The 13,213-nt window shown below is 61.3% G+C and carries 11 protein-coding genes; 8 read left to right on the top strand and 3 right to left on the bottom strand.

Annotated features, from left to right (window positions below):
* Positions 1–77: 77 nt before the first annotated feature.
* From icmH to tssJ, 3 genes are all read right to left on the bottom strand, one after another.
* Positions 78–863, bottom strand: a complete 786-nt coding sequence (icmH, locus tag G3N59_RS10975; protein WP_205982603.1) for a type IVB secretion system protein IcmH/DotU — start codon at positions 861–863, stop codon at positions 78–80.
* Positions 860–2,206 carry a type VI secretion system baseplate subunit TssK gene (tssK, locus tag G3N59_RS10970; protein WP_205982602.1) on the bottom strand — a complete coding sequence of 449 codons (1,347 nt, stop codon included), beginning with the start codon at positions 2,204–2,206 and terminating at the stop codon, positions 860–862. The genes icmH and tssK overlap by 4 nt, the downstream gene beginning before the upstream one ends.
* Before the next feature lie 189 nt (positions 2,207–2,395).
* A complete protein-coding gene (gene tssJ, locus G3N59_RS10965) occupies positions 2,396–3,022 on the bottom strand; it encodes a type VI secretion system lipoprotein TssJ (RefSeq protein ID WP_205982601.1) in 627 nt (208 codons plus the stop codon).
* A 370-nt stretch (positions 3,023–3,392) separates the two neighbouring features.
* Here tssJ and G3N59_RS10960 point away from each other — a divergent pair, with 370 nt between their 5' ends.
* From G3N59_RS10960 to tssH, 8 genes are all read left to right on the top strand, one after another.
* A complete protein-coding gene (locus G3N59_RS10960; RefSeq protein WP_205982600.1) occupies positions 3,393–4,097 on the top strand; it encodes a tetratricopeptide repeat protein in 705 nt (234 codons plus the stop codon).
* A 63-nt stretch (positions 4,098–4,160) separates the two neighbouring features.
* Positions 4,161–4,706, top strand: coding sequence for a type VI secretion system contractile sheath small subunit (gene tssB / locus G3N59_RS10955; protein ID WP_205982599.1), 546 nt, complete (start codon positions 4,161–4,163; stop codon positions 4,704–4,706).
* A 13-nt stretch (positions 4,707–4,719) separates the two neighbouring features.
* The gene (gene tssC / locus G3N59_RS10950; protein ID WP_205982598.1) at positions 4,720–6,219 is read left to right on the top strand and encodes a type VI secretion system contractile sheath large subunit; all 1,500 of its coding nucleotides are present in this window, start codon (positions 4,720–4,722) and stop codon (positions 6,217–6,219) included.
* A gap of 228 nt (positions 6,220–6,447) precedes the next feature.
* Positions 6,448–6,951, top strand: a complete 504-nt coding sequence (locus G3N59_RS10945) for a type VI secretion system tube protein Hcp (RefSeq protein WP_027815282.1) — start codon at positions 6,448–6,450, stop codon at positions 6,949–6,951.
* Positions 6,952–7,047: 96 nt separating this feature from the next.
* Positions 7,048–7,527, top strand: a complete 480-nt coding sequence (gene tssE / locus G3N59_RS10940; RefSeq protein ID WP_205982597.1) for a type VI secretion system baseplate subunit TssE — start codon at positions 7,048–7,050, stop codon at positions 7,525–7,527.
* A 94-nt stretch (positions 7,528–7,621) separates the two neighbouring features.
* The gene (gene tssF, locus G3N59_RS10935; RefSeq protein ID WP_205982596.1) at positions 7,622–9,460 is read left to right on the top strand and encodes a type VI secretion system baseplate subunit TssF; all 1,839 of its coding nucleotides are present in this window, start codon (positions 7,622–7,624) and stop codon (positions 9,458–9,460) included.
* Positions 9,424–10,509 (top strand): type VI secretion system baseplate subunit TssG, encoded by a 1,086-nt coding sequence (tssG, locus tag G3N59_RS10930; protein ID WP_205982595.1) that lies wholly within the window; start codon positions 9,424–9,426, stop codon positions 10,507–10,509. The genes tssF and tssG overlap by 37 nt, the downstream gene beginning before the upstream one ends.
* Positions 10,510–10,546: 37 nt before the next feature.
* Entirely contained in the window at positions 10,547–13,213 is a 2,667-nt protein-coding gene (tssH, locus tag G3N59_RS10925; RefSeq protein WP_205982594.1) for a type VI secretion system ATPase TssH, read from the top strand.

Raw genomic sequence — 13,213 nt, 5'->3', positions numbered from 1 at the left:
AAGACAAACGCGCCCGAAAGCGCGTTGGTTGTATCGATTAGCTTTCCGAACTATCTGCGGAATTCACGCAAACAGATTCAAGGCAGCGAAATCGTGAGATTGGCCGATTGCGGCCCGAGCTTGACGATATTCGTATACGGCGCGAGCGTGCGTAGCGTGCTGTCGCGCAGCCAGGTATTGAGTCCCGTCCACGCGAGAATGCCAACCAGCGCGAACACGGCGCCTATCGTCCAGAGCGGCACTTCGCGCTTCAAACGGTGCGCGACCTGATCGGGCAGCGGCCAGTGCGGTGCGAACGGCGCACGTTTGCCCTTGATATGCGCGATTTCGTCACCCACGCGTGCCGTGAGATACGCGAGCTTTTCCGGGCCTTCGAGCATGTACTTGCCCTGGAAGCCCAGTAGCAGGCACATATGAAAGACTTCGAGTGACTGCAGACGCGCGGGACCGCGCGCACGGCATTCCTCCAGATACTGGAAGAACTTTTCGCCCGCCAGTTGCTCGCCGAACAGCGCGAGTTGCAGCGGCCGGCGCTCCCAGTCCGAGCGGATCTTGAACTGCGAACACAGCACCGATTCGTCGATGGCGGCGCAGAACGCGAACTTCGCGGCATAGACGTCTTCGGCCGACACATTCAGTTTCTTCGCGCCGCGTTCGAAATCGCCGAGAAACTGCTGCACACGCGAAGTGAATTCCGCCGCATCGCCAGGCTCGCGGCCGTTCTTCAGCAGGAACAGCATGAAGAAGCCGTCGTACAGCAGATCGAGCAGCGAGCGCACCTGATAGGCGGGATCGCTCGCCGGCATCTGCGGCGCGAGGGTGGGCGGCGGGGCGTCGCCGAAAAGGGAGGGCGCGTTGCTCATGACGTCACCGCAATCAGTTCGAGTTTGAGATCGTTGATGCCCGAAGGCGTGTACACCATGGCCGACTGCGCCTGAATCATGCGTTCATACAGCGCGCTGCGCGATTCCAGCGCGAAATAGCACGCGCCGGGCCGCACGGGAATCGCCGGCGGCACTTGCGGCGTGTAGACGAGGCGCACGCCCGGCATGGCCGAGAGCACGAGCTTGTCCACGTCGTCGGGCGCGCCCACCTTGAAACGCGCGGGCACGGCATCGACCAGATCGACGGCCTGCATATCGGCGGAAACGGCCAGATAGAAGGTGGTCTTGTCGTCGATCTTGCCGGAGTCGAGACGGCCGATATGGAACGACGCCCGCACTTCTTCCAGCGCAATCGAAAAGTACTGCGTGGAGATCACCGTTTCCAGCAGGTCGCGCAGAATTGCATCGAGTCGCGCGAAGCCCGGGCCCGGATCGTCGTGACGATAAGCGGGCAGATCGGCCAGCGTGTGATTCTTCGAGAACGTCAGCAACTGGCCCGCGAGACGCAGCAGTTCCTGATACAGACGTTCGGGATGCAGCGCCGAATGCTGATAGAGATGCGCGAGCGTCGCGAATGCGCCGCTGGCCGTATGCAGCAGCCAGAACGAAGCGATATCGCCCGAGCGGAATTCAATGATGTTCTTGGTCGGCTCGCGATGGAAACCGTAGAGCGCATTGACCTTGGCCTGCAAGGCGTCGATCAGGCGGCGCAAACGCTGATGCAATAGCGGCGACGCTTCGATCGCGAGGCTCGGCGGCACGAACGATTCATCGGCTTCGAAACCCGACGACGCCGTGCGCCGCACGCGCACGACCGGCACCGAAAGCAGTTGATCGCGCGGCTCGGTGTGCGCGACGAGCTTCACATTGTTCTTGAGGAACGTGATGTCGGCTTGCGTGGCGTCCGTGTAGTGATCGGCCACACTGGCCTGTTCGCTCACATAGCGCGCGATAAAGCCTTCGTTACGGTCGCCCGTGTAATTCGAGCCGTTTTCGCGCACCTGATGCAGCGCGAGATAAAACGTGAATTCGTTGATGCCTTCGGGCAGCGCGTCGAGTGCGACCGGCGGCGGCAGGTCGTCGGCCTGCGGCGCGGAGTAGAGCGTGCCGTCGGGAAACACCAGCGACAACTCACTCAGGCGCAGGATATTGCTGCCGAGCGAGTCGTGATCGATGCGGATCGAGCGCACGCCCCAGTTGTATGGCTGGATCGCCTGGATCGATTCGAAGAGCCGGGCTTCGTGATAGGCGTCCTGCCGCTGGAAGTGCTGAGGCCTGAGAAACAGGCCTTCCCCCCAAAGCACTTTCGAGGAATAGCTCATGATGATTCAGCTTATGCGTCGATCTTGTCTCGCCATGCCTGCCGGCGGACTGGATTGTTGGTTGAAGAGGTCCGGTTTTGCTGCCGATTCTGCTTCACTTTTTGCTTCAATTACTGTGCATCTATTGCAGCGGCATTGCGATTCTTCTGGCCCGCTTAAATTTGCATAATTCGATTGCGGCCCGCCGATTCATCCACAAGTTACCGATGAAAGCAGATTCAGCGGTTGCGAGGATTGGGCGGCATCGGCCGGAATTACCGTACCGCTCGTCACCGTCATCGCGCAGTTGTGCAGTCCAACCATTATGCCGGATTTCTCCGATTTCGCAGGATCGAAAGCGAATTTCCAGCGTTGCATTGCCGGGTCTCTAAACAGCGCGACGATACCGAAAGCCTGTGCTTCGCGCGAGACTTTTTCAGTTGCGTTATAGCGTTGGCCAGGGATCAGCGTGATTTCGCGCACGCTCAGCAAATCGGCGCCCAAGGTGCTTTTTTCTTTCGCCGGATCGGTAAAAGTATCGAACGGCGCCTGCTCGAACGAAGTGGGGTCCTTGAGCGAATAGAGGCGTACCACTAGTGCGAGCGGCTTGTTATCGGTGGCAGCATTGAGATTACGCGCCGCGTAAAGCGTGACGCCCAGATCGCGAGGCGGTTTCTGTGCGTCCGGTACGTCGGGCTTGCCGATACCCACGATTTGCAGGGCCGCGGATGCCGCGCTGCCGATTGCGGGCACTGCCGCTGCACATCCGCCAAGCAAAGTGGCAGCGGTGCAGATCATGGCGGTGGTCGATGCAATTTGAATAATGCGCGCAGTCATTTTTATCGCGGGCCTCAAGCCCGAACTCTCCAGCTTCGTTAAATACGCAGGGTCACGAGTAATGCAAAGCGCATTGGAAGAACATTATCCCCGTGATGATCGTTTTTAATAAAATTCGGAAAAGATTGCTTGCCTCAAAGCGAGTCCAATCTGGTGGCTCGGAAATACTTTCCTTTTTACCGGTGTTCGTGCTTCTCAATGCATCGTCAAGCACATCAAGGCTTCCACACAGCCACCTTTTTTCTTTCTTTACCTTTTCAAAGCCAGTTGAATTATAGAAAATTGGCCTGTACTATACCCGCGCGCTGGGGGATAAGTAAAACTCTGGCTTCTCTCCTTGAATTAAAAATCAAACGGCGGTGAAAGAACGATGAAAAAGCGGGTCTTTTCGATGCTCACGGGGGCAGTGATCGCTTGCGGCGTTATGGCAGGTTGTACCACTCCGGCAAACACGCTTTCCTCCTCGCCCGAAGCCTTCAATAAGGCGCTCGCCGACGCGGACGCCCAATCGAAGGCAGGTAACCAGGACCAGGCTATCCAGGCCTATCAGAAACTCGCAGCCGCCGATCCGACGCGCGAAGAACCGTGGTCGCGCATCGCGCAGATCCAGTTCCAGCAGCAGCACTATGGTCAGGCCATCGTGGCGGCGCAGGAAGCGCTGCAGCGCGACCAGACCGATCGCAGCGCCAAGAGCGTGCTCGCGGTCGCCGGTCTGCGCGTAGCGACGGAATCGCTCGGCGAACTGCGTCAGGACGCTTCGCTGCAAGGCGATGCGAAGTCGGACGCCCAGGCGCTCGCGAAGCAGTTGCGCGACACGCTCGGCGAAGATTCGCTGTTCCCGCCCGAGCCGAAGGCGAAGGCGAAGAAGCCGCGCTATGTGAGGCACGTGACGAAGTCTGCGCCGAAGGTTCAGGAAGCGGCAGATCCGGCGCCGGGCGCCGCGACGTCTGCAGCCACCAGCGCCGCAACGAATGCGGCCACGAATGCAGCGACGAATGCGGCAACGTCCGCCGCGGGCGCGGCAGCCGGCAAGGCAGCAGGCAGCGCAGCGGACCCGTTCAGCGCGCTGCGTTAAGCGGCCGCGCCGGACCACACCGCTACGTAGCACCAGTCGATAACAAAAAGCAGGGAGCCGACGATGGCCAAGAAAGAAAGCATCCAGAAGCGCTTGCAGAAAGTGCGGCCGCCGCGCGTGCAATTGACCTACGAGGTCGAGCGCGGCGATGCGATCGAAGTGAAAGAACTGCCGTTCGTCGTCGGGGTCATGGGCGACCTGGCCGGTCAATCGGAAATCGAGCAGCCCAAGCTGCGCGACCGCAAGTTCGTCAATATCGATCGCGACAACTTCGACGACGTCATGAAAGGCATCGAGCCGCGCGCCGCGTTTCAGGTGGAAAACCGCCTGAGCCCGGAAGGCGGCAAGTTCGCCGTCGATCTGCGCTTCACGTCGCTGGCCGATTTCAGCCCGGACGAAGTGGTCGCTCAGGTCGAGCCGCTGCGCCGTCTGCTGGAAGCGCGCTCGAAGCTCGCCGACCTGCGCAACAAGCTCGCCGGCAACGACAAGCTCGAAGACCTGCTGAGCGAAGTGCTCTCGAACACGCAGCACTTGCAGGCGCTTGCCGGCGGCACGCGCACGGAATCGTCGCCGGAGCATCCGGCTGACGATGAGTCCAAGGGCGATTGAGGCGGAGCACGACATGAACCAGCAAACTGCGGCCGCGCAAGGCGCGGCATTCGACGACACGCAAGCGGACGCTGCGACCTCGCTGCTCGACGATATCGTCGAAAAGAGCAAGGTCGCGAAGTCCGATTCGGAGCACGCGCGCGCCAAGGATCTGATCGGCGAACTCGTGCATCAGGTGCTCGACGGCACCGTGGTCGTCTCGAACAATCTTTCCGCAACGATCGACGCGCGCGTGGCCGAGCTCGATCGCCTGATCTCGGCGCAATTGAGCGCCGTGATGCACGCACCGGAATTCCAGCGCCTCGAAGCCACGTGGCGCGGGCTCGATTACCTGTGCAAGGAAAGCAATACCGGTCAGACCATCAAGATCAAGGCGCTGCACGCCCCGAAGCGCGACATCGTGCGCGACTTCAAGAACGCCGTCGAATTCGATCAGAGCGCGCTCTTCAAGAAGGTCTATGAAGAAGAGTTCGGCACCTTCGGCGGCGCGCCGTTCGGCACGCTGATCGGCGATTACGAACTCACGCGCCAGCCCGAAGACATGTACTTCATCGAGCAGATGTCGCATGTCGCCGCGGCCGCGCACGCGCCGTTCATTACGTCGGCGGCGCCTGAACTGATGGGCCTCGAATCGTTCGCCGATCTGGGCAAGCCGCGCGATCTGGGCAAGGTGTTCGATACGGTCGAATACGCGAAGTGGAAGTCGTTCCGCGACTCGGAAGACTCGCGCTATGTCGGTCTCACGCTGCCGCGCGTTCTCGGCCGTCTGCCGTTCAATCCGAAGGATGGCGCAACGGCGGAAAGCTTTAATTTCGTCGAAGACGTCGACGGCACGGATCACAGCAAGTACCTCTGGTGCAATGCGGCCTGGGCTTTCGCGGCGCGTCTCACGGCGGCATTCGACGACTTCGGCTGGTGCGCGGCGATTCGCGGCGTGGAAGGCGGCGGTCTGGTGGAAGATCTGCCGACCCACACCTTCAAGACCGACGACGGCGAAATCGCGCTCAAGTGCCCGACCGAAATCGCCATTACCGATCGCCGCGAAAAGGAACTGAGCGACCTCGGTTTCATTCCGCTCGTGCATTGCAAGAACTCGGATTACGCCGCGTTCTTCGCAGCGCAATCGGTGCAAAAGGCCAAAAAGTACAGCACCGATAGCGCCAATGCGAACGCCGTGCTTTCCGCGCAGCTGCAGTACATCTTCTCGGTTTCGCGCGTGGCGCATTACCTGAAGGCGATGATGCGCGACAAGATCGGCAGTTTTGCATCGGCGCAGAACGTCGAAGTGTTCCTGAACCGCTGGATTTCGCAGTACGTGCTGCTCGACGACAACGCCACGCAGGAACAGAAGGCACAGTTCCCGCTGCGCGAAGCGTCGATCCAGGTTGCGGAAATTCCGGGCCGTCCGGGCGCGTACCGTTCGGTTGCATTCCTGCGTCCGCACTTCCAGCTCGACGAACTGTCGATCTCGCTGCGTCTCGTGGCGGATCTGCCGAAGCCGGCCAATTCGTAAAACAATCATCGTTGCAGCGAGGCGTAGCGTGCGCAATTTTGGGGTGCGCGACGTCTTGAAGCTGCACAGCAGGCCGCGTGAGTCAACCGTCGTGACTCGCGCCGCCTGACGCATCCGGCGCAGGCTCCGACGGTATTCGGGCTTTGTGCTTGAGTTGCGGTCCATCGGGCGGGCAGTCATCGCGCCTGTCACCGCCGTACACACCACCTTTATGGGGAGCGATACGTTATGAAGGACATCTACCTAAAATTCGGCAATCCTGCGATCAAGGGCGAGTCGCAGGACAAGGACCACGCAAACTGGATCGAAATCGATTCGTGGAATCACTCGATTCTCCAGCCGCGTTCGGCAACGGCTTCGACGGCCGGCGGTCACACGTCCGAGCGTTGCGAGCACGCCGATATGCGTTTCACCAAGGACATCGACGTGGTCAGCCCGCTGCTGTATCAGCACGCTTCGGGCGGTACGACGTTCGACGAAGTCACCATCGACTTCATGCGTTCGGACGGTGAAGGCAATCGCATCAAGTATCTCGAGGTCAAGCTCAAGTACGTGATCATTTCGAGCATCACGCCGTCCGTGGTGGGCGAAGGTCTGCCGAGCGAAGAGTTCTCGCTCAAGTACGCTGCCGTGCAGTGGAAGTACACGCAGCAGAAGATCGGCGGCAACCAGGGCGGTAACGCTCAGGGTGCATGGAGCCTGACGAAGAACGACAAGACCTACGCGGTCTAAGGTCGTCATTGCCTGAACGTTGCGCGCGCATCAACCCGCGCGCAGCGTTTGGGCTTTTGCACAGATTGACGCCATGTGGCGTCGCCAGATTGTTCGATGAAGCGATTCGAGCCTAGTTTTTTCGACAAGTTGTTCGACGACGAACCGCACTCGCCGGCACCCGCCGCGATGCGGCAATTGTCGATGGAAGAACTGAAAGCGACGGTTGCGCGCGACCTGGAGTCGATTTTGAATACGCGCATTGCGTTTTCGGAAGAGACGCTCGCGCAATTGCCGGAGTGCCGCAAATCGCTGCTCACCTATGGGTTGAGCGATTTCGCGGGGCTGAGTCTCGCGAGTCATTACGATCGCGCGTTTATCTGCAAGTCGATCCAGCAGGCGATCGAGCGGCACGAGCCGCGTCTGCAGCGGGTCAATGTATCGCTCGAATTGAATTCGCGCTCGACCAGCGTATTGAATTTCGCTATTCAGGCTTTATTGGTGGTCCATCCGGCCGAAGAGCCGGTAAACTTCGACGCATTGCTGCAGCCGTCGACGCTGCAGTATTCGGTCACGCGCGCACGCGCGAAGACATAAGCAAGGCCGCGCATGGCGCCGCGTGACGACGCGGCTGCGAAGCGTTTTCGTCGAGGCGCGGCAGAAGGCAGTTTCTGGGGGGCGGGGAATCGCGATGGAAGAGTTGTTGCCGTATTACGAGCGCGAATTGTCGTTCCTGCGACGCTATTCGCGCGAATTCGCCGAGCGCTATCCGAAGATCGCGGCCCGGCTCGCGATGTCGGGCGAGCAATGCGAAGATCCGCACGTCGAGCGCATGATCGAGTCGTTCGCGCTGCTAGGCGCGCGCATCAACAAGCGGCTCGACGACGATTACCCCGAATTCACCGAGGCGCTGCTCGAAGTTCTCTATCCGCATTATCTGCGGCCGTTTCCTTCCTGTTCGGTGGCGCAGCTTGGCAGCGCGGCGGCGTTCAATCATCTCACTGCGCCTGCGTTGATCGCGCGCGGCACGGAATTGAAGTCGCGTCCGCTGCGTGGCGTGCAATGCCGTTTTCGCACCGCCTACGACGTCACGCTCGCGCCCATTCGCATTGCCGAAGCGCGCTATATGCCGGTGGCGATGGCGCCCAGTTCGATCGTGCTGCCCGGCGATGCCACGGGCGTGATTTCGATCACTTTCGAATCGACTTCGCCGCAACTCGATATTGCCGCGCTCAAGGTGCCGCAATTGCGCGCTTATCTGAGTGGCGAGCAATCGTTTATCGCGGCGCTTGGCGATTGTCTTTTCGTCAATGCAATTGGCGCGTGGGTCGAACCGGAACGCAATGGCCGCTGGACGGCGCTGCGCGAATTGCCGTTCGCCCAGGCCGGTTTTGGCGAAGACGAAGCGCTGATCGATTTCCCTGCGAAATCGCATCCCGCTTATCGCCTGCTAACCGAATATTTCGCGTTTCCCGCCAAATTCGATTTCGTCGATTTCGATCTGAAGGCGATGAGCGCGGCAACGGGGCGTTGCCATCGTCTCACGCTGCATATCGTGCTGAAAGAAGTGCGCGGCGATTCGCACGAGGCGCGTCTGCTCGATACGCTGGCAGCGCATCATCTGCGACTTTTCTGTACGCCGGTGGTGAATCTTTTCAAGCAGCACGGCGAGCCTATTCGTCTCAATCATCAGTCGGTTGCGTATCCGGTGATTGCCGAGGCGCGCCGCGCATTTGCCTACGAAGTCTATTCGATCGATTCCGTGCATCTGGTGCAGCAGCGCGCGAATGAAGAATCGGTGGTGGAATTCCGGCCTTTCTATTCGCTGCGCCACGGCGAAGCCGCGCGCGCGGGGCATTACTGGTTTGCGCGCCGCGACGAATGGGTCGCGCAAAAGAGTCCGGGCTACGAAACGGAAATTTCGATCGTCGATATCGACTTCGATCCGGCCTCCGAGCAAACCGATACGCTCAGCCTCGAACTCTCCTGCACGAATCGCGATCTTCCGGCCGGCCTCGCTGTGGGTCTGGAGGGCGGCGATCTGTTTCTGGAGGGCGGTTCGCTCACCAACCAGATTTCGCTGCTCGCGCGCCCGACGCCTTCAGTACGTTTCGAGCGCCGCCAGGCTTCGCACTGGCGTCTGATTTCGCATCTGTCGCTGAGCCACGTTTCGCTCACGGGCGGCGGCGCGGGCACGCTCAAGGAAATGCTCGCGCTCTACGATATGCGCCGCTCGGCCGTGTCGTCGCGGCATATCGACGGCATCGTCAACGTGGAGCAGCGCTCGGCTGTGCAATGGCTGCCCGGCAAGCCGTTCGCCACCTTCGTGCGCGGCGTGGAGATTCGCGTGACCGTCGACGAAGACCATTTCGTGGGCACGAGCCTCGGCACCTTCGTGCGCGTGCTCGATGTGTTCTTCGGTCTTTACGTCCATATCAACAGCTTTGTTCAACTGGTGGTGATGTCCGAACTCACCGGCGAGGAGATCCTGCGATGCAAGCCCCGCAGCGGCGAATCGATCCTGGTGTAATCGAGCGTCTGCTCGACGAGCCGCACCGCTTCGAGTTTTTCCAGGCGGTGCGCCTGCTCGAACGCTGGTTCGTCGATAAGACCGAGGACCGTCAGCGCGACGTGCTCGCGCAGCGCGTGTCATTTCGCAATACCTTGTCGCTGGGCTTTCCGCCGAGCGAAATCGAACAGGCCAGGTCTTACGACGAAGCCGGCGCGCCGCTCGCCGAAAAAAGCAAGCGCGATGCCGCCATCGACGAAGGGCGGCTCGCCCAGGTGGAGATCACGCCGGCGTTTTTTGGTTTGCTCGGCGGGCAGGGCGCGCTGCCGCTGCACTATACGGAGCAGTTGATCGCGCGCGAGCAGTTGAAACGCGATCGCGCCGCGCGCGAATTCTTCGACGTGTTTTCGAATCGCGCGACCGCGCTGTTCTATAACGCGTGGAAGAAGTACCGCCTGCCGTTTCATTACGAACTCGATCGCGACGAGCGCTATTTGCCCTTGTTGCTCGCGCTTGCGGGCGTCGCCAACGACGAATCGCGCGATGGTCTGCATGGCGGCGCGGGCGGTCTGTTCGACGAAGCGATTGCGGGCCACGCCGTGGCCGCGCGCCATCGACCGGTTTCCGCGGCTTATCTGCAGAACACGCTGTCCGAGTATTTCAACGTGCCGGTGCGTATCGAGCAGTTCATCGGCAAATGGTATGACGTGCCGCCCGACCAGCTTTCGATGCTCGGGCAGCGCAATGTCGCGCTGGGCGCGACGGCGCTCGCGGGGCAGCGGGTCTGGCAGCGCGATATGCGTGCGCGACTCGTAATCGGTCCGCTATCGAAACAGGACTACGAAGCATTTTTACCCGGCGGCGAGCGCGCGGTCGCGCTCGAACGCATGCTCACGCTGCTGGGCCGCTTGACGCTCGAATACGAAGTGCGCCTCGTGCTGCGCCGCACGGAAGTCGGGCCTAGCCAGCTGGGCGGCGGTTCGCGCCTGGGCTGGGACGCCTTCCTCTGCACCCATGCCGCCGAAAGCGATCGCGCCGACGCGCACTACGAATTGCATGTCACCCATTGACGACTGAACCGAACTTCGCCCGGAACGCCATCACGACATGAGCACGCCTCTCAAGACCCTGATCACCAAGCTCAACACGACCTGCCGCCTCGCGGCCGAACGGGCGGCCAGCTCGTGCCTGTCGCGCGGGCATTACGAAGTCGATCTCGAACATCTGTTTCTCGCGCTGATCGAAGAACCGGCCAGCGATCTGGTGTGCGCGCTGCGCGCCTCGCGTATCGATGCGCATGCAGTGCGCGCCGATCTCGAACGCGAATTGCAGAACCTCAAGACCGGCAATACGCGCACGCCGGTGTTCTCGCCGCATCTGATTGCGCTGTTCGAGCAGGCCTGGTTGATTGCATCGCTCGATACGCAGATTGGCCGCATCCGTTCGGGGCATCTGCTGCTCGCGCTGCTGAGCGCGCCCGATCTTGCGCAGTTTGCGCAGCGTATGTCGCCGCGTCTGGCCGAAGTCGCGGTGTCCGAACTCAAGCATCGTTTCGATGAATTGACCGAAGGTTCGGTGGAAGCGGTGCCGCGCGAAGCGGAACAGGGCGCGGCTCAGGAATCGCAGGCGCAAACGCAAACCGCTGCGGGCCCGTCGAAAACGCCCGCGCTCGACACCTATACGACCGATCTCACGCAACGCGCGCGCGAAGGCAAGGTGGACCCGGTCATCGGCCGTGAAGGCGAAATTCGCCAGGCCATCGACATTCTGATGCGTCGCCGCCAGAACAATCCCATTCTCACGGGCGAGCCGGGCGTGGGCAAAACGGCCGTGGTGGAAGGGCTCGCGCTGCGTATCGCCGAGGGCGACGTGCCCGAACCGCTGCGCAACGTGGCGCTGCGTGTGCTCGATATGGGGCTGCTGCAGGCTGGTGCAAGCGTGAAGGGCGAGTTCGAAAACCGCCTGAAAAGCGTGATCGACGAAGTCAAGAAGAGTCCGCAGCCCATCATTCTGTTTATCGACGAAGCGCATACGATCATCGGCGCGGGCGGTCAGGCCGGGCAGAACGATGCGGCCAATCTGCTCAAGCCGGCGCTCGCGCGCGGCGAGTTGCGCACGATCGCGGCTACCACGTGGAGCGAGTACAAAAAGTACTTCGAGAAAGACGCGGCGCTGGCGCGGCGTTTCCAGGTGGTGAAGATCGAGGAGCCGGGCGAAACGCTCGCGGCTGCCATGCTGCGCGGCATGACCGCGTTGATGGAGCGTCACTTCAACGTGCGCATTCTCGACGAAGCGATTACCGAGGCGGTGCGTCTTTCGCATCGCTATATCAGCGCGCGCCAGTTGCCGGACAAGGCCGTGAGCGTGCTCGATACGGCTTGCGCGAAGGTTGCGCTCGCACATAGTTCGACGCCGGGCGCGATCGACGACGGCAAGCGCTATATCGAACGCGTCGATGCCGAAATCGCTTCGCTCGAACGCGAAGCCGCCAACGGTACGGCGCACGACGAACGCCTCGCGCAACTGCGCGAAGAGCGTGCGCAGGCCGCCGCGGAAGTGGCCGAAGACGAAGCCCGTTACGCGCAGGAGCGCGAACTGGTGACGCAGATCGCGGCGCTGCGCGAACGTATCGACGCGGCGCGCGAAGAGGGGGCATCGGCCGATCTCGCTCGCGACGCTGACGCCGCGCGCGAAGCGCTGCCTGCGCTGGTCGCGCAACTGCACGCATTGCAAGGCGATGGCCCGATGGTGCCGTTGCAGGTGGACGCGCATGTGGTGGCCGAAGTGGTGGCGTCGTGGACCGGCATTCCGCTCGGCCGCATGGTCAAAGACGAGATCAAGACGGTGCTCAATCTGAGCCCGCTGCTTGGCGAGCGCGTGATCGGTCAGGACCATGCGCTCGATGCGATCGCGCAGCGTGTGCGCACGGCCAACGCGAGCCTCGAAGATCCGAACAAGCCGCGCGGTGTGTTTATGTTCGTGGGACCGTCGGGTGTCGGCAAAACCGAAACCGCGCTGGCGCTCGCCGATATTCTCTATGGCGGCGAACGCAAGCTCGTCACCATCAATATGAGCGAGTACCAGGAAGCGCATAGCGTGTCCGGTCTCAAGGGCTCGCCGCCGGGTTATGTGGGTTATGGCGAAGGCGGCGTGCTAACCGAGGCCGTGCGCCGCAATCCGTATTCGGTCGTGCTGCTCGATGAAGTCGAAAAGGCGCACCCCGACGTGCTGGAAATGTTCTTCCAGATCTTCGACAAGGGCACGATGGACGATGCCGAAGGCCGTCCGATCGACTTCCGCAATACGTTGATCATCCTGACTTCGAACGTGGGTTCGCAGGCCGTGATGCAGGCCTGTCTGAACAAACCGGCCGAAGAACTGCCGGACGCCGACGCGCTCGCCGAATTGTTGCGTCCGCAACTGTACAAGACCTTCAAGCCCGCGTTTCTCGGGCGCATGAAGGTCGTGCCGTATTACCCGATCTCGGACGATGTGCTTGCCGAGATCATCGAACTCAAGCTCGAACGCATTCGCCGGCGCATCGAGGCCAATCATGGCGCGACTTTCGAGTGGGACGAATCGCTCGTGGACGCCGTGCTGGCCCGCTGCACCGAAGTGGATTCGGGCGCGCGCAACGTCGATCACATTCTGAACGGCACGCTGCTGCCCGAACTCGCGCAACAGGTACTCGAACGCATCGCGGAAGGCACGGCGCTGCAAAGCGTGAATGTGCGCGCGAACGAGTCCGGTGAGTTCGAATACACCGTGGAATGA

Origin of the sequence: Paraburkholderia sp. Ac-20340, assembly GCF_017104965.1 — a bacterium.
Taxonomy (GTDB): domain Bacteria; phylum Pseudomonadota; class Gammaproteobacteria; order Burkholderiales; family Burkholderiaceae; genus Paraburkholderia.
The sequence above is the reverse complement of the archived record's forward strand: the minus strand, read 5'-3'. Positions and strand labels throughout refer to the sequence as shown.